Raw genomic sequence first — 16,245 nt, 5'->3', positions numbered from 1 at the left:
TGTTGCATTTTGTTACAGTGGAGCTTCAACATGGCTAGATATTGACGTTAAGCAACTCATCCTTAAGTCTTTCCCCAACAATTCTTCGAATTCTGTTTGATATTTGATCAAAAGGTTTGTTGCTAGGCATTCCCCAGACCGCTGTTGCTGTTTTCCCTGAGTTAAATTTATATTTTTTGGAGATAACATCATACGGTTTTTTCCTTGCTGTTCCATCCTCTTTGAACTTGAAAGACTCCAGTAAATTAGCTTCACCTGAAAAGAACTTTTCAAACAACTGCCTTGGAATAGATACCAAAATCAAATCAGGCTGTAAATCCTCGATCAGCTTGATCCAGATGTTAGAGCCACTAGAAAAAAGAGTATCGCGCTCGATGTCTGTTAATTTGCTCCAGGTTGGATCAGTGGCTAACGGACTGCACAGGTCTGTATGAATAGCACGATTTTTAAATGCACCATCATAATATGATGATTCAGCGCCATTCAGAATTGGCTCATAACAGCTAAACCATTGCTTCAATGGCTTATTCTTAAAATATGATTTTAAACAATTGGTAAGGCTTTCTATTGAATTGCTCCAATCAGGAAAACGGCAAAAGGAATAAGGGTCATCCTTGTTGATTTTGAATTCATTGTCAGAAGGGTTTTTCCCAACAGTAACTATTTTTAGACTTGAGCGTGAATAGGCATCAATGTCACCAAAGAACAAGATGGGCAGACTTGGAGAAACAACAAACCGGTTTGATTTATGCAGATGAAAATATGCCATGGTTTCTTGAATTAATTCGTTGCTAATCACAATACTTTACTCAACATTTTCAATTTCAAATATTATTGGCGTGGGAATAACTTTAAACATCGCTTTCAAAATATTTATTAACCTCAGCTTTCATATGCATGTAAACGCCAAGAGCTAAGCCACTGTCATATAGAGCTTTGTGTTGTTTTGAATTTGAATTACTAATGCTTACAGTCGAATTAAAAGCAGCGTCTTCTAGTTTATGCCACTTATACCATCCATTCTTGGTATTGCCCATAAATTCAGAATAAGCCAACATAATACAATCCCAGTTCCTTCTTTTATTAACCAGCTTGTTTGCTTTGCACGATTGTTGCATTAATCGTTTATCGAACTTGCTGTTATAGGCCAAGATAGTTTTACCCTCGGTAATAGATAAATATTTTTCATATACCTCAGCCCAACCAGGTGCATTTTTCAGATCCCTATTAGAAATGCCATGAACTGCTCTGGCATTCGGGGTGACTTTTACCGTTGGCTTTACCAGGGAATCTAATAAAATGTTTCCCTCTTCATCAAGAATGGCGATTTCAATAATCTGGTCATGTTTATCAATACCGGTGGTTTCAGTATCCAAAATAACGATGTCTGATAAATTTACAGAATTCCTTGATGTTACTAAAGCGTTCCTTTTTGTTCGTCTTCAACGGCAGCTTTCTTTTTTTATGGCCATCAAAATCCTTTTTATTGAATTTACGCGACGACTGACTTCCCTTTTCGGATGTCATAGAATAAACAACAATCACACCAATCAATACAACGACCCACCACATAAGTCAGTTTTCTTTAATCTAAAAACAATCATTATAAACATTCAGCATTGTATTTTCTGCTCATAACGGTACAAGTACTAAAAGCGCGTTTTAGAAAATGGCATTTAAAATCCAAATTGTACTGCTTGCCAATTATGTTCGTTCAGGTAATTCTGAATTAAAACAAGATGGACATGAGCAGTAGAATATATGCTTAAATATGATATCAGAGTGCATTTTTTTACTGTTTTAATCTAAATAACCAACTTGAAAAATATGAAGAAACAGGAGGTGGCAATGAAAGAGAAATCAATGAAAACCATGTATGGTGGTCTATTTATTTTCATAGGCATTATTATTATGCTGGTATCTTTGTTTGGAAACTTCATGAGCACAGCACCAGCTAAGCCTCTAAACTGGGTTTCGATACTAATTTCAATTGGTTTTATGGTTTTAGGGACGTACATGTTTAGAGATGAGCCAAGCAGTGATGACCAGTGAAATGAGTTACCATCTAAGCTGCATATATGATTGAGCATTGGCGAAAAATAGAAAATATTTTTAAAGAGAACGATGGTTCATTGCCTGACATTGAACTGAATAATCTGTCAGGTGAGGAAGTGATAGCTGGCTATGAAATAATTAGAAATTCCTCAAAATGCATTTCTTCATCAAATCCATACTTTTGGTCCAAGACCAAAGAAGCTGAAATCTCGTTCACATTTTTAGATAACCCTGCCAGAGGTGTGATATCCGGTGAAGCCGAGTGCTTCCATGTTTGTTTTAATGGAATTAAAAGCCCAACTGGAAAAACAATCCCAGAGCTTGGTTTATTTGTTTTCACTGACAGTTTGTCAATAGATTATAGGATGGGGCTACAATGGAATATTGATGCAATCAAAGGCCTCTTTGAGTTATTGTTAAAGTTGTCTAATGAGTTTAAAGATATGAAAATTTCTCATCAAGGCAATTTATTTGATGAAGAAGATGTTTTCGTGAAAGCTTGGATAAACTACTCAAAACCTAATACAGCTGACAAATAGGAGCAATATAGTTTATTGCAGAAATAACCGTTGAATGTATTTCCCTGGCATCAGGTTCAATCTTTCTTACTTGTTACTTCTGCTTCATATTTACTCCCGATTCCCTTCAGTAATTTGTTCACTTTGAAAGACTCCTTCATGTTAGCTAAAATGGTATTGGCCATCTCATCACTTATCTCAATCGACTCTATATCATTGATAACATTTATTGATTCATTGATAGCTGATTCTATGATCAATTCAGATAATGATCGATTTGAAAAAACAGCTGCTTTTTGAAGCAAATCCACAATTTCTTCAGTTGTTGTAATATTGATAGAAGTGAGTTTCATGGTTTATTTCTCATGAGAAATTGTAGGCAGTAAATTTTAGACTCCAAAATTGAACAGTTTGTTAATGTGCTCATTTACTATCTCCTCTAGCTCTGTTTTTCTGCTTGAGCGAGTTTCTTTTATTGATGAATCACCACTTTGATATATAAATACTTTTTTTTCTGCTGGTTCCCATAAAAAAATATATCTTGCAAGTTCAAATGGTGGGAATTTCGAAAGTTCAATGGCAAACTCATCCCAATCCACTCCGCTAAAATCACCAATTTTCTGCCCCTTGAAATGTACAAACTCTTTAATAATTCTTAGGAAGAGCAATTCATATGAACTAAACTTATTGCTCCTACCATCCGGATAAAGAACATCTCTCCAGTAATGTAATGTCTGTCTCCCAATGTTTAACATTTCACATACTGTTTTTATTCCAAAACCTTCAGAATTGTAGGTGACTTCTTTCATTTTTGATTAAGCACTATACTTTTTTTTATAGTTACCAATACATTTATTGACTTCTAACTATAAACATTTTTCAGTTAAACTGCACTATATATGTTATTGATTTTATTGTAGATATCTACTGTAAATCCATAAGGTCGGGCAATATGATTATTCCTAAACAGCAAATTAATTCTGCAAAAAAAATTTTAGTAAGTGCGCAATGTTATTTACAAAAATTCATAAAATTTCCTGACATTGGAATATTTCATTCTTATGCCGAACTATTGCACGCTGCTCTGCTTGAATCCAACCAATTGGTTAATTCATTCATCCCACAACCATGCAAGACCATAATCAATGGCAGAAGATACATTCCTGATTGCTATGTGACTTTCAGCAATAAGCGAGAAGTCATTGAGTTGAAGCCAGCTGGTAAATTTAATGATGCTCATTTTGCACCACTTTCAGAATTCTTTAATTCTGAGCTTGATGCTAAATTCAAAGTCATCACAAACGAAGAAATATTCGCTCAAGAGCAAAAAGCCCTGAACTGGCTATTCATCATCAGAGTTCTGGTTAATAACGCTCATGAAGCTACCGATAACCAGGAATGTCAGTTGATCAAATTACTTTCTGATAAGCCAGAACAAAATCTTGGTGATCTCATTCAAATCGGTAATCGAATGAATTCATCTTTACAAGAACTGGCCCTATTCAGGTTGATACACAAAGGCCAGGTTTCTATTAACAACGATAAGGAGATTGATCTAAATACAGAGGTGTCATTATGAGTTCTCTACTAAGTTGGAAGCAAAGACTTGAACAAGACCCAGCATTGGTTGATACAAGCAACTGGGTCTCGATTGAAGCCAATTCACTTCCTGCGAGTAAAAGACAAGGGTTCATTAAGAACTTGAAAATTGTAAGTATGGTTTGCAAAGGTGAAAAAATTACCGATGTATCAAAACAGCTGAATGTGTCAACTTCAAAGATCTCAAACCTGATGCATAGAACACTTGCCGGGGAAGCCCATACACCCCCTGCCCTCACTTCAGCATTGATTCCATTTAATCGTTTGAACAAGGACAAAAGAAGGTCTTCCTTGAGTCGCATTAAGTCAACTGTCGGTGCCAGATGTTCCATCGGTCATTTGCTCAACACCGTTCCAGGGCTTAATAACTATTTATCGGACACCGTTAAGCTTTTTGTTAAGAAAAGAAAGCATGGTGAAAACTTGACCCCAAAAATATTCCATAGAAAATTTCTGCAGTATCTAAGAGATCAAAACTGGTCATCTGATCAGTACCCTTTCGATCAAGTTCGATTGGGTTATGAATCAATACGCCAGCTCTTTCACAAGCTTGTTGCCAAATACAGCCTGCCCGAGATGAACACATGCCGGCCAGTCAAGAGCAACTTCAGCAATCGGGCATATGATCAGGTCCAGATAGATTCACAAACTCAGGATATACAGGTTTCCATTGTCATCAGTGAACATGGCGAAACCTCACCCTTAAGGCTATCAAGGATGAGTTTGTTCATTGCCATAGATGTGGCCACAGATTGCATATTGGCTTATAAACTTTGCCTCACTGAAAATCCAACTCAGCATGATTTGTTGGATTTACTGATCAATATCAATAAACGCTGGACACCCAGGAAATTGACTACACCTGGCTTATCGTATGAACCTGGAGCTTGCTTACCAACTGCTCTGGGTGAGTATTATGAAAATGCAGGCATTGGAATGATCAGCTTGGATAATGCCTTATGCCATCACTCTATGACAGTGAGGGAATACATGTGCAATGAAATGGGCTCAACCATAGAGTATGGCCTTCCAGCTCACCCCAAAAAACGTAATGTGGTTGAATATGCATTCAAAAGGATTAATGAGCACATCCATCGGTTTTCATGCACCACAGGCTCTCATCCCAATGATGATAAGAAAGAGACATTACTCAACTCAAAAAAGCCCCCTATTCTTACTTTAGAAGCCCTAGAGGACGTTTTGAGCGTAATCATCACCCACCACAATAGCAAACCGCAAAATAGGCTCAGTGGGCATTCTCCTTTGACTTTACTTCAAAGTCACATGAGTAACCGCCTGATCAGAATAAACCATCACCTGGCACATGAAATCAAGAACCCATATCTCAGAGAAAAAAGAGTCAAAGTCTGCTGGTCAAGCAAAGAAAAACGCTGGCCATATGTTCATTTTGAAAAACAGAGGTATTCAGCCCCGGGCGTTCTTGGCCATCACCAGGTAAAACAAGAAATCATCATCAAATATGATTTCAGAGACATTCGTCAAATCGAGGCCGTGACAACGGATGGTAAAAAGCTTGGAATCTTGCGAGCACCTAACAGCTGGCAACTTTGCCGACACAATGTGGATTTAAGGAGATACATCATGAAACTGGTTGACCAAAAACTCATCTCCGGAAAGGATCCGCTTCATGGCCTTTTTGAATATTTAAGGACTCAAAAAGAGTTACCCCAAAAAGCCTTGGATCTGACATCGATGATCAGAAACATGACGGACCATTTGCCTGTCATTCCTCCTAAAAATGATGAGCTCTATTCGAGAAATAACAAACCGTTAAGACAAAGTAGCAAGTCAATTACATGGAATCCACAAGTTCTTAGTGAGAGGAGTCCAAAATGAACGCCGAATTTGACGAGCACCCAATTTTCAACAACAGTCAGTTTTTTATTATGACCCCGATGATACAAACTCTATCGACCCAAATTAATAAGTGTTTGTGGAATGGATCTGCTGGAGCTGCAGTGTATGGAGATTATCGTCTTGGCAAAACCAGAGCATTGGATTATTTAATTGATATCTTAATGAATAGACAAGGTGAAAAAATAGGCGCCAAGTCTATTTCAATAGCCCCCAGGGATCAAAACACGATAGCTGGAATTTTTAAAAATATTTGCCACTCATTTGGTTTTGAATTAAAGGCCAGAGCTACATCTGATGATATGTCAAACATTGTTATGCATCACCTGGGTGATTTGACTCTGATCAATAGCACAAAGCAGGTGGTTCTGATCGTAGATGAGTTCCAGAGACTCAATGTAAACCAACTAGAGGCTTTCGCAGAGCTTTATGATGGTCTGGTTAGATGTGGTGCCAACTTGTTTGTTTTGTTCGCAGGGAATGACTCAGATTCACTTAGGATAAGAAAATCCATTCAGGATGACCAAAATGAATTAATCAGGGGAAGGTTTTTTACCCAAGAGTTTATGTTTTATGGAATCAGGACTTACGAAGAACTTGTTTTTTGTTTAAATGAATTTGACACCAGGCAGTACCCAAAGGACGGACCAACATACACAAAATACTTTGTGGGCAATACTGTGCCTGATAATTGGAGATTAAAATCTTTGGCAGACAATATATGGCCTATATACCTGTCAGATTTCAAATCTCAAATGAATATTAAGTCTTGGCCAATGCAATACTTTATTTCGATGATTCGAATATTACTTACAGACTTTCTTCCTAATCACGGAGTGGGTGATGATGGATTAATTAGTGAAATGATTAGAGAAAGCATTAGGGCTTCCGGATTAGTCAAAAATCTTGTCCATTGAAATGAGAATCATGAATGCAGGACTCCTTTTAAAAAAGCCGGGAGAGAGCAAATATTCAATAATGAGGCGATTCCTAATAGCTAACTATGGCCTTAAGTTAGACTTCAGCTCATCTTCCAAGTCAAAGAACAGCATATATCCTCTGCTTAGCAAAATAGCCAGAATTGAAAATAAGTATATTCGGCAGCATAAACTTCCATTTCGGACCAATGGAGCAAAACTTTTCAAAGAAATAATAGAGAGACCTGGGAAGTCCTGCCCTAAGTGTATGGCACTTGGATTTCACTCAGATGCATTTAAATTGGATTGGCTAAACACATGCCCGGTACATAATGTTGAACTTACTTCATTTTGCCCAGAATGTGATTCTCTTTGGAATCAATACTCAGCATTAAAACTAAATCATAAATGCCCAGTTTGCGGGCTCAATATGAAATTAAATAAAATAGATATAAAAGATTTTGATTCCAGCATATTTGGTGTTTTCACGAAAACCCTTGAAAAATGGAGTTTAAAACGAGAGGCTACATTTCACCATCTTGCCAGAAATCAAACTCTAAAACATGAAAGAAACCTGCTTTTCCATTTACTTTGGGAGCATAATCTTACCAATCAGTCTGTACTAATTTTCTCGTTGTTAAAAACCAAAGGCAAACTTAAACTAAACGATTCCTCATTGCTAACCAAATACAATATACCAATCATTGATGTCCACAAGTTAAAGATCGATATTAGTCAAAGTGGTCGTTGTTCTGATGTTTTTGATTCACAGAAGTTAGATGCTATTGGAATTAAACATTTAAATCTGATTTCGAGTTTTTTGTCATTAGATTTGGATGATGAGCAAAACATTAAACAGCATATTTACAATGAGGGCATTTCTCAATCGATATCTCCATATTTCATAACTGCCCTACTCCTAAACAAACACTTTATAACCAGTATTGTCAGCTCAAAATTAAGCCATTCAAGTTTTCAAATTTTAAACAGATTGCACAGCTGGCATTTGACTGATAACAGCCATATTCTGGGCGGGTCTTCCAGATTTGGAAGATGGTCCTTTTTCAAGCAAATATGGAGTGTATTACCTAATATCGAGCTAATAAATCTTATATGCCATGCCGAAGTTTGGAACCTCTCATACAATTCCATATTGATAACTCAATCCTATATTCAAAAACATAAAATAAATGATGGAATCATTGATTGGGGGGAATTATTCAGAATCATACGCAGGTTGACTTTTAGATTAAGAAGTAACCACTTCACATTTGATGCTGAAATTTTCAAATCAAACCTGGAAATTAAAATACCAATGCATTTTTTAAATAATAGTTTTGTTCTCGGTGCTCAAGAATCCAGATTTTGGGAGTTAACTTATAAAGATTATTATTGGGGGATTTTCGATTGATCGATACACAAATTCTGGAGCCACGATATTGAAATATGTTCCATAATGAACATTATAAATTTCTCAGGTCTTACCATAAAACTATACTAAAATTTAAGTGAAAGGCCCAATATGCTTGACTCTCTTATAGTTCAAAGTTAATCAATTCTAGTTTTCACCTCCGTAACCAGGCTTTCGCAAAGCATAATTAGCTTCTTAAGTGATGCTTTACTGATCTTGGTCTCAACTTCACCATGTGTTATGCGATTTCTAATTTCAATCATTTCACTTAGAAATTCTCCTTCTTTTAGAGAAATAAAACCATACATAACTGTGTCCCTAACAATTGATTTTGGGTTACGAAATTGCGTATTAGACTTGACTGAATAATTATACATTCGCAAAGCCCCTTCAATTATTGACCAAGCGTGAAGTAAGATTGCTTGATCAAAATCTCTTCCATAATTTTCTGAGACATTCTTAAGCTTTAAAAGCTTTTTATATGACGTTTGTAGTTCAATCAATTCTGGCATTGGCGATTGTATAGATGTTGCTGAGGACTCTCTTGGGTTTGTCATAACAAGAACAAAACGCCAGCCGTTCTTTTTCTCAATAGCTTTAACTAAATCTGATAACTCTTTAAGACGATTGACAGATTCTTTAGATGAAACTTCTATCACGAAGGTTTCTTCTTGTGATTTTGCTATCAAGTCAGGTACGAAATTGAATTTTTTCATGAAGCCAGGAATGGCCTTGCCTTTTGGAGATATTGAAACCTCAAAGCCTTTACTCTTATAGTCTCGAGCTAAATCTTTGATTTTCTTAAGTTCACGTTGAGTATTAGTTTCAGTCATGGGAGTACACTCATGTCTGGGGGAGATGTAATTAGAATATGCACAAATGTATCTTTATTGGAAAATGCTAATAATAATTCAGCAGAAGCCCCTCTAATTGTAAATGAGCCATCAATTCTTGCTTTTGATGAAACAGCTTGTATTACTTGTGAGTCATCAACATAAACTAAGCCAATGAGGGCGTCCTGAATCGGCTTAATAATGTTATCTACATCTGGCGTGTCACCCTCATAATAGTATGTGATCCTTATTGCAACTTCATCAATTGTAGGAACGTCACCTTGTTTAATTTTTGCTTTAGCGGCAGCTGCAACAGCCGTTTTCCAGCGATTCTTTGATTTGCTTTTCGCTTGATGTGATATAGGCGGTCCTTTAATTGTAAATTCGAAAGGAATCATAATAGTGCGTAATTATACATAAAGTCTTGCTTGTCAGTAGTAAGGCTTTGATATTCTAGACCCTATCACAAGTAAGATTACCCATTTCATAAGAGATAAAAAATCAAAGGTGGTAAGGCGTTTCCAGTCTTCTATATATTTTTATGCAATTCTTCCAATTTTGAATCGATCTTCAAAATATGGTGATTTTATAAATATCGGGGAAAAATACAGATGACATAACAAATCTATCAAAAGCACTGCTATGACACAACTTTTATATTATTATGTATGTATACATTGTTTTTATTAGTGCTTGCAAGATTTTTGAGAATTTATATATGAAATTTATTACCTCTATTTTAATTTTATTTTTTTTAATAATGTTTTTGCTGAGTGTCAAATGTATGTTTTCCGAGGGGTAGTAGAAAATAATAATGGAGACGGCATTACTGTCTCTGCAAACCGAGACTATTATTGGTCGATCGGTTCTGAATATGCCATGACTACTGTTTTTTCAATAGATGAAAATACTCCAGGTCACAAAATATCAGCAGGCAAAGTTATTTACAGGATATCAGCTGAGCATGCTGAGAAAGTAAAACGAATAAAAAGTGCGATAAAAGAAGGAACAGATATAGCAGATATCGATTTTTCAGATCATGTTACTGCTTGCGTTGCTAAAGACCTAACCCTGTATGAGGTTAACAAAAGCAATCTAAGTTTAGCAATAGAAGAAATTCATACTCAAAACAAAATATTACGAAAAAACCTTTCTACAAGCTTGTCACTTCAACTTGATGTAATTGATGCTGAATTAATGTCTTTATTAATAAATTTAGAAAATATCAATCAAACACCAAAACAAAAGTCAGTAATAAAAGAGAAGGTTGAAAATCTCTCAAATACTGTTTTACAAATTAAAGAAAATTTAATGGGAGCAAAACATGATTAAAGTGAAATCACCACTTATTATTATTCTTTTACTTGTTTTTGTTAATTCAGAATCGCGTTGCCTTGGCTATGTTTATGACAATAGATCAAATCACGATTCAGGGAAACAAGACTATCTATTATGGGCCACAGGAACTCAATCAGCACAAAGGCCTTCAAGTCATGGCAGAGGTAGGTCACATATTGATGCTGGAGAATTTTTATTATTAGTAGAATCTGGTGTTGCAAAATGCTATGCAAGAGATAAATCATTCGAGGAGCTCACAAACAATCTTAAAAAATTATTTGAAGAACGCTTAAAACATGCTGCCGATGAAATTAGTAAAGAAAATGACTTATTAAGAAAAAACCTCACTACTAGTTTGTCTTTACAACTTGATGTAATTTCAGCACAGCTTGCTTCATTTGAATTACTTTTACCAAAAGTTGATGAAAAAAAACAAAGTGAATCTGTGATAAATGAAGAACTAAAGAGTTTGATGCAAACAGTTAGGCAAATAAAGGAACAGTTAGACAAGGAAACACCTGCAGAAAAAAAATGAAACTTATTTTTGCCTTAATCTTTCTTTCTCATTGCATTGATCTTAAGAGCCATGATCATGAAGGAATGATGGTTTCTGAAAAATTAGTTGCCCTTAGTGAAGCTGATGAAATGTATAAAGATTTTGAAACATTTGATGATTTCTACAACTCCGACCTGCCAAACACTGTATTAAATACCTCTGAAGCTTTATCAAAATATAGCAGGTTTCTTGATTACAGCGCGAATGAAGCCAGATTAAAATTTGATCATGTAATACAAAATGAATTTGATATTTTTGAAAATGCTTACGATGCAGGAGCACGCGCATCAACAGGAGCTAGCTATTTTAGTGATACATTGACAACTACTGGAATTTGTTTATTTGAAAAAAATTATGGGTGTGCAGTGTCAATGGGTTCATCTATTGTTAGCGCTGTAAATGCAAATTATATATTTCACAATTATTTCAGAGAGAGAGATCTTAGTGACTTTAAGACCCAGATAGAAAATAACTATGCCACTGATATAGAAAAAGCAACTCATACAGCTAAAAATGATGCAACCAACTATTGGAATGAAATCAATAATTTCATTGATGATTCTTCTTTGTCAGATCATAAAGGAAAGGCAAGGTTAGCAAGAGATTTACAAAGGAAAGGTGTTACTGAATCTAATATTGATTCCTTCATCGACAACCTAGAAAAAAATAGATATGGAAATACTCAGCAAACTAAAAAAGCAGCTAAGAAACTTCTTAAAAAAGCTAAAAAGTTTATTAGATCAAATTCCAGAGTCGCCGAAGAGGTAAGCAAGGCCACACAATTATTCCAGGCTTTGGGAGGCAACTTATCAAAAGATGCTATGAAAGCTGTTGAAATATATGGCGGTTTTAGCACAGCAGCCACAAGAGTTGCAAATCAAGATTACTTAGGAGCTGCATTATCAGTTGTAGGTGTTTTCAAGAAAAAGAGACCTGACCCTGCACAGTTGAGATTTAAGGCGATAATGAATGCGCTTGGATTATTAGATAAAAAACTTGACAGAATTTTAGTTAACCAACAGACCATAATCAAAAACCAATTTAAGATTATGTCATCTCTGCGCAGGATTGAAGTTGGCATGTCTGAAGGATTTGATCTAACTTACCATGCTATACAAAGAAAAACAGATGATATTTTAAGAGCTATCTATTCAAATGATGACAGACAACTGGGTGCTTGCAATGGATTCAGCATCTTAGCTAATGCATACACAGCACCTGATTCTCTCTACATTAGAAATCTAAATACATTTAATAAATATACCTATTCAGGAAACACATACAAAAGACTTGTAAATTCAAGTGTGTCTGAAAGGCTTGATTATCTGTTTGAAAAATATCTCGACGAATTTCAAAAATGTGATGAAACATTATCAAATTTACTCAGTGGAATAAGAGACAATCGAGGAATTGATCAATACCTCATTTTGAAAGTATTTAAAGAAGGCCAGCAAGAGGAGAGAAAACTCAACCAATCAAATAAATCTTACCTGTATTATGCAGATGAGTTTGTTAACAATGTCTACCTTAAGCAATATGATTATTACACGAAGTCATTCAACAATTGGATTAATACAAATGAAATTACAAACATAGAAATTGATAAAGCTGACTTAAGTGACCTGTATCTCTTTGAAGCACCTATCAAGTTGCTTAAAAATAATAACTTAGATAGATTCAAAACGTACAAGTATGAGGATCTTAAAAGTGTAGTTGAACTATATTACGGAAGCATGCCTGGACAGAACCAGTTGCGCAATTCAATAAAGACACCTCTATCAATTACTGTATTAAAAACCGTTGCTGAACCAATAAACAGAATACATCATTTATATGGAATGTTTAAACAAGATAAGTACATTGGCATGTCTGGATTAAAAGAAATTGAGGAAACTCAAGCAATTAAAGGTTGGGAACTATTGAGCCAGGCTCATCAACTTGTTCAACTTGCCTTAGCACAACTTTCTATAGCAGATGGTAGAGCTCTAATGCCTTTTTTAATGCACGATTCTTTCAGAGACGATGAAGAAACTCACAAAAATATTGTTACTCTCTTGGAAAATAACTATCAATTAAGGACTAATTTTTTACGTTATTTAATTCATCAGATGCTTACCCGTGAGTCTAGAACTTTACGTGAGTATGCTTTTTACATTGATACTGGGAATACAAAAGTAATTAAGGCTTGGTTCAATGATCTGGCAAATGATGTTTATACCGGTAATACAATCCCTCTTTCATTTAACATTAGATGTTTAAATGAAAATGATAAAGAGTCAGATAAATGTCCAGAAGGTGGCAGCAGGTATTATTCAAACATTGAAATTCAAATCATATATACCGGAAAGGCAGACTCTTACATTACAAGCTGGTTTGAATTACCAGGATGGCAAGACATAATGGATGAAAAAATTGAAATTGATAAATCAGTATATGATTTACTCATCTTGCAAAAAAAAATGGCAAGCGAAATCGTTACTTATAATTTTAATCAAGAACTTATTGAGTCTTTAAAAAACAATAATAAAGAAGAAATGAGTCAACCATTAGCAAAGCTGTATCGTCTTGGTTTGATTAACAGTATGGGAATAGATCATCAAGAATTCATTAAATGAAAATTTATTTCAATAGTAGTTGTTTTAAAAGCAAAAAATTATGGCATTTTCATCTAAGAATGGACAAATAATTCAGCACATTAGTTGTAATGTGAAAAAATGTTGTCTTTCAGACTGGGATTAGAATAATTTTAGGACTTTAGTTGTAAAAATAATTCCTCAAAATCAATAAATTCAACAACTTATAACATTCTGGGTTTTAGTAGTTTAGTTGGACGCCCAGTTTGTGGACGTGCAACTAAACTTGGAAACTTTCTGCAACTAAACTTCGAAATTTACAATTAAAGTTGTCAATTTAATAACCACAGATATTTCCCGAATTATAAGTGGCCATAATGTGAATGTTTTTATAACAATTTGATTTGATAATTTAAGTCATTTTTTAATCTCAAAATTAATCCAACTTTTACCATTCCAATATAAACAAAACTCGAAGCAAACTAACCAAAAACCTGTAACTGGTTTTGGTAAGTTTGGTTTTTGCATTGGAACTTGATTATGATTAAAAAAATATGACACAAGTTCAAAGGGCGTTTTTTCACCTGGAATTAAATGCATGAACACTTCTCTTTTGGAAGCAGATGACAAAGATAGTTTATGAAGAACGTCAATACATTTATTACTTGAAAGATAATTGCTTGCCCATTCTGATATTCCGTCACCATTCATATTCTCAGCTCCAACACTTCCAGGCATTGACATGAATACAGTACCCTCTCCTTTACTTCGAAATTGCAAAATCGAGACAATACCTAAGTTTTCCAAATTTTTAAATAATACAGAATCAAATCGCTCCAAGTTCTCATCTACATGAAGAGCAAAATCAGATGGAAGATTTTGACTTTCAAGCTTTACCAAAAACGGTTCTAAATTTTCACGAATGGTTTTCACTCTTGTATTGGATGATATTTGTAAATCCCAATCACCAATTAAATTCCATTTATTCGGACCTCTTGCTGGTCCAAGATTCCACGTTTCGACTTCTTTCTGGCTCATCACTCCAATACATTCAATTGCATATTGTGGGTTGTTCTTGTTTCCAACCCCTAGATCAAACATGCTATCTTTAGATCCATCATCATTAATCCACACATGAGTTTTCAGGTGTGACTCAATTACTTTTTTAGCAAATAACTCTTGAATGTTTTTGGACATACTATCCCCAAATCCCTTCAAACCTCTTTCCTGCAATTCGTGTGTAGTGAACTGTATGTTTCGGATCTCTATGTCCCAAATAATCCTGAATTAATCGAAGGTCATAACCTTTGTTTGCCAGGTAATAGCCACATGAATGTCTGAGCATATGTGGATTAACTGATCCCACCCCTGCTCTTTTACCTGCAGATTTTATGATGTAATTAACTGACTGCCGGGTTAATGGCTGACTTCTCTCACTGGTAAACAACCAGGGCAATGAATCGTTCCTGGTGCTCAGATATCTTTTGATGGCTCTTAACTCAACACCATCGATCGGTTGTTCTACTGACAACCCGTTCTTCAACCGATTGATCCATATCCTGGACTGTTTTAAATTCAGGTCTGACAACTTGACGTTGATGGCTTCACTAACCCTTAAACCATGTCTGTACATCATGAGAAGAATGAGGTGGTCCCGAATACCATGCCTACCCTGCTTTGCTCCCTTTAACAGCAAATCCATTTCTGGCTCATTTAGAAAATCTTTGGGCCTCTCATGAGCATCAGAGGTGTTTTCCTGCTTACTTTTTACATTTCGCCTGTTGGGCATACTCCAAAACCATTCATGAAAGTGTTGGTTTTATTGTATCACCGAACAAAAACTTTTTACAAAAAGCGCATTATGTATAATCTCAAGAGAAGCATCAATCGATCTGGTAAAATATTCCAATGGACACTGTAGAAGCAATAACTACACTCAAGCACTTAGGTATTCGTACCAGAGTGATTCAAGGCACCCCTCTACATTTACATGTAATGACCGATGAAGAGAAGCATGAACTCAGATATGGAAATTTGAAAACATACAAATGGGTATGTTTTATTGAAGAAATCAATGGGTCATGGCAGGTCTCTTCCCCACCAATTCTTACCCCTGGTCCTGGCCCGACATGCAAAACCATGTCTTTGGCTGATGCAGTCGAGTTAACCATTTCACTTTTTCAACAAAGACACAAACTGCATGGTCACTCCACTAAGCAACAATATGAGAATGCAATTGAAAGCATGAAAAAATGGTGTGATGAAAAAGATTATGATGGATCAATCAGATAACAATGATTGATTTTGTTTAAACCACTTGTTTCTTTAAGCAAACTAATTATTAAATTGAATATGGCAGAAATAGATGAAGAATATCTCTCTGAATTTCTTAATGCAGAATTTGAGAATGTCGATGAACTTACCCTGCGTAAGGACGCCTGGTGACCTTTACCCCAAACTTAATACCACAGCTTGGATGAGATAATTTCATTTTGACCCCTACCCAGAAACAGTACCAGCCAAAACTAGAGATTTCTGACTCTTTCTCTGTTGTTGACAAAACTCCTTGG

At 35.4% G+C, this 16,245-nt stretch carries 18 protein-coding genes; 10 read left to right on the top strand and 8 right to left on the bottom strand.

Features of this window, described 5'->3' with window-relative positions:
- Window positions 1-34 precede the first annotated feature (34 nt).
- Both B0475_RS02645 and B0475_RS02640 read right to left on the bottom strand, forming a co-directional pair.
- Window positions 35-799 carry a hypothetical protein gene (locus B0475_RS02645; RefSeq protein WP_157892656.1) on the bottom strand — a complete coding sequence of 255 codons (765 nt, stop codon included), beginning with the start codon at window positions 797-799 and terminating at the stop codon, window positions 35-37.
- A 52-nt stretch (window positions 800-851) separates the two neighbouring features.
- Complete coding sequence (locus tag B0475_RS02640) at window positions 852-1,376, bottom strand: 3'-5' exonuclease (RefSeq protein WP_157892655.1); 525 nt, start codon at window positions 1,374-1,376, stop codon at window positions 852-854.
- A gap of 472 nt (window positions 1,377-1,848) precedes the next feature.
- On the opposite strand from B0475_RS02640, the gene B0475_RS02630 reads away from it, so the two are divergent.
- Both B0475_RS02630 and B0475_RS02625 read left to right on the top strand, forming a co-directional pair.
- Window positions 1,849-2,052 (top strand): hypothetical protein, encoded by a 204-nt coding sequence (locus B0475_RS02630; protein WP_157892654.1) that lies wholly within the window; start codon window positions 1,849-1,851, stop codon window positions 2,050-2,052.
- Between the two features lie 26 nt (window positions 2,053-2,078).
- The gene (locus tag B0475_RS02625; RefSeq protein WP_077409887.1) at window positions 2,079-2,594 is read left to right on the top strand and encodes a hypothetical protein; all 516 of its coding nucleotides are present in this window, start codon (window positions 2,079-2,081) and stop codon (window positions 2,592-2,594) included.
- A gap of 56 nt (window positions 2,595-2,650) precedes the next feature.
- Here B0475_RS02625 and B0475_RS02620 read toward each other — a convergent pair whose 3' ends face one another.
- On the bottom strand, window positions 2,651-2,926 hold the full coding sequence (locus B0475_RS02620) for a type II toxin -antitoxin system TacA 1-like antitoxin (protein WP_077409886.1): 276 nt from the start codon (window positions 2,924-2,926) through the stop codon (window positions 2,651-2,653).
- A gap of 36 nt (window positions 2,927-2,962) precedes the next feature.
- Window positions 2,963-3,382 (bottom strand): hypothetical protein, encoded by a 420-nt coding sequence (locus tag B0475_RS02615; RefSeq protein WP_077409885.1) that lies wholly within the window; start codon window positions 3,380-3,382, stop codon window positions 2,963-2,965.
- Window positions 3,383-3,525: 143 nt separating this feature from the next.
- Here B0475_RS02615 and B0475_RS02610 point away from each other — a divergent pair, with 143 nt between their 5' ends.
- Genes B0475_RS02610 through B0475_RS02595 form a run of 4 tightly spaced genes read left to right on the top strand, consistent with a single transcriptional unit; the run spans window position 3,526 to window position 8,375 of the window.
- Complete coding sequence (locus B0475_RS02610; protein ID WP_077409884.1) at window positions 3,526-4,152, top strand: hypothetical protein; 627 nt, start codon at window positions 3,526-3,528, stop codon at window positions 4,150-4,152.
- Window positions 4,149-6,029: a hypothetical protein gene (locus B0475_RS02605; RefSeq protein WP_077409883.1), complete on the top strand. Its 1,881-nt coding sequence runs from the start codon at window positions 4,149-4,151 to the stop codon at window positions 6,027-6,029. Before B0475_RS02610 ends, B0475_RS02605 begins: the two co-directional genes overlap by 4 nt.
- The gene (locus tag B0475_RS02600) at window positions 6,026-6,964 is read left to right on the top strand and encodes an ATP-binding protein (RefSeq protein ID WP_077409882.1); all 939 of its coding nucleotides are present in this window, start codon (window positions 6,026-6,028) and stop codon (window positions 6,962-6,964) included. Before B0475_RS02605 ends, B0475_RS02600 begins: the two co-directional genes overlap by 4 nt.
- 10 nt (window positions 6,965-6,974) lie before the next feature.
- The gene (locus tag B0475_RS02595) at window positions 6,975-8,375 is read left to right on the top strand and encodes a hypothetical protein (protein ID WP_157892653.1); all 1,401 of its coding nucleotides are present in this window, start codon (window positions 6,975-6,977) and stop codon (window positions 8,373-8,375) included.
- Between the two features lie 137 nt (window positions 8,376-8,512).
- Here the strand turns inward: B0475_RS02595 and B0475_RS02590 are convergent, their stop codons facing one another.
- Together B0475_RS02590 and B0475_RS02585 are read right to left on the bottom strand one after the other, a co-directional pair.
- Window positions 8,513-9,208, bottom strand: coding sequence for a hypothetical protein (locus B0475_RS02590; RefSeq protein ID WP_077409880.1), 696 nt, complete (start codon window positions 9,206-9,208; stop codon window positions 8,513-8,515).
- Window positions 9,205-9,606, bottom strand: a complete 402-nt coding sequence (locus tag B0475_RS02585; protein ID WP_077409879.1) for a RusA family crossover junction endodeoxyribonuclease — start codon at window positions 9,604-9,606, stop codon at window positions 9,205-9,207. The genes B0475_RS02590 and B0475_RS02585 overlap by 4 nt, the downstream gene beginning before the upstream one ends.
- A gap of 382 nt (window positions 9,607-9,988) precedes the next feature.
- Between B0475_RS02585 and B0475_RS02580 the strand changes: the two genes are divergently transcribed.
- The 3 genes from B0475_RS02580 to B0475_RS02570 are packed head-to-tail and all read left to right on the top strand — an operon-like array spanning window position 9,989 to window position 13,717.
- Window positions 9,989-10,540 (top strand): hypothetical protein, encoded by a 552-nt coding sequence (locus tag B0475_RS02580; RefSeq protein ID WP_077409878.1) that lies wholly within the window; start codon window positions 9,989-9,991, stop codon window positions 10,538-10,540.
- A complete protein-coding gene (locus B0475_RS02575; RefSeq protein ID WP_077409877.1) occupies window positions 10,533-11,081 on the top strand; it encodes a hypothetical protein in 549 nt (182 codons plus the stop codon). Before B0475_RS02580 ends, B0475_RS02575 begins: the two co-directional genes overlap by 8 nt.
- Window positions 11,078-13,717, top strand: a complete 2,640-nt coding sequence (locus B0475_RS02570; RefSeq protein ID WP_157892652.1) for a hypothetical protein — start codon at window positions 11,078-11,080, stop codon at window positions 13,715-13,717. Before B0475_RS02575 ends, B0475_RS02570 begins: the two co-directional genes overlap by 4 nt.
- 375 nt (window positions 13,718-14,092) lie before the next feature.
- Here the strand turns inward: B0475_RS02570 and B0475_RS02565 are convergent, their stop codons facing one another.
- Both B0475_RS02565 and B0475_RS02560 read right to left on the bottom strand, forming a co-directional pair.
- Complete coding sequence (locus B0475_RS02565; RefSeq protein WP_077409875.1) at window positions 14,093-14,872, bottom strand: hypothetical protein; 780 nt, start codon at window positions 14,870-14,872, stop codon at window positions 14,093-14,095.
- 1 nt (window position 14,873) lies between these two features.
- A complete protein-coding gene (locus B0475_RS02560; RefSeq protein WP_077409874.1) occupies window positions 14,874-15,464 on the bottom strand; it encodes a tyrosine-type recombinase/integrase in 591 nt (196 codons plus the stop codon).
- A 119-nt stretch (window positions 15,465-15,583) separates the two neighbouring features.
- On the opposite strand from B0475_RS02560, the gene B0475_RS02555 reads away from it, so the two are divergent.
- Window positions 15,584-15,967 (top strand): hypothetical protein, encoded by a 384-nt coding sequence (locus tag B0475_RS02555; RefSeq protein ID WP_157892651.1) that lies wholly within the window; start codon window positions 15,584-15,586, stop codon window positions 15,965-15,967.
- Window positions 15,968-16,245 lie beyond the last annotated feature (278 nt).

The organism is Marinicella sediminis (genome assembly GCF_002000055.1).
Taxonomy (GTDB): domain Bacteria; phylum Pseudomonadota; class Gammaproteobacteria; order Xanthomonadales; family Marinicellaceae; genus Marinicella; species Marinicella sediminis.
This window is presented reverse-complemented; position numbering and strand designations above follow the sequence as displayed.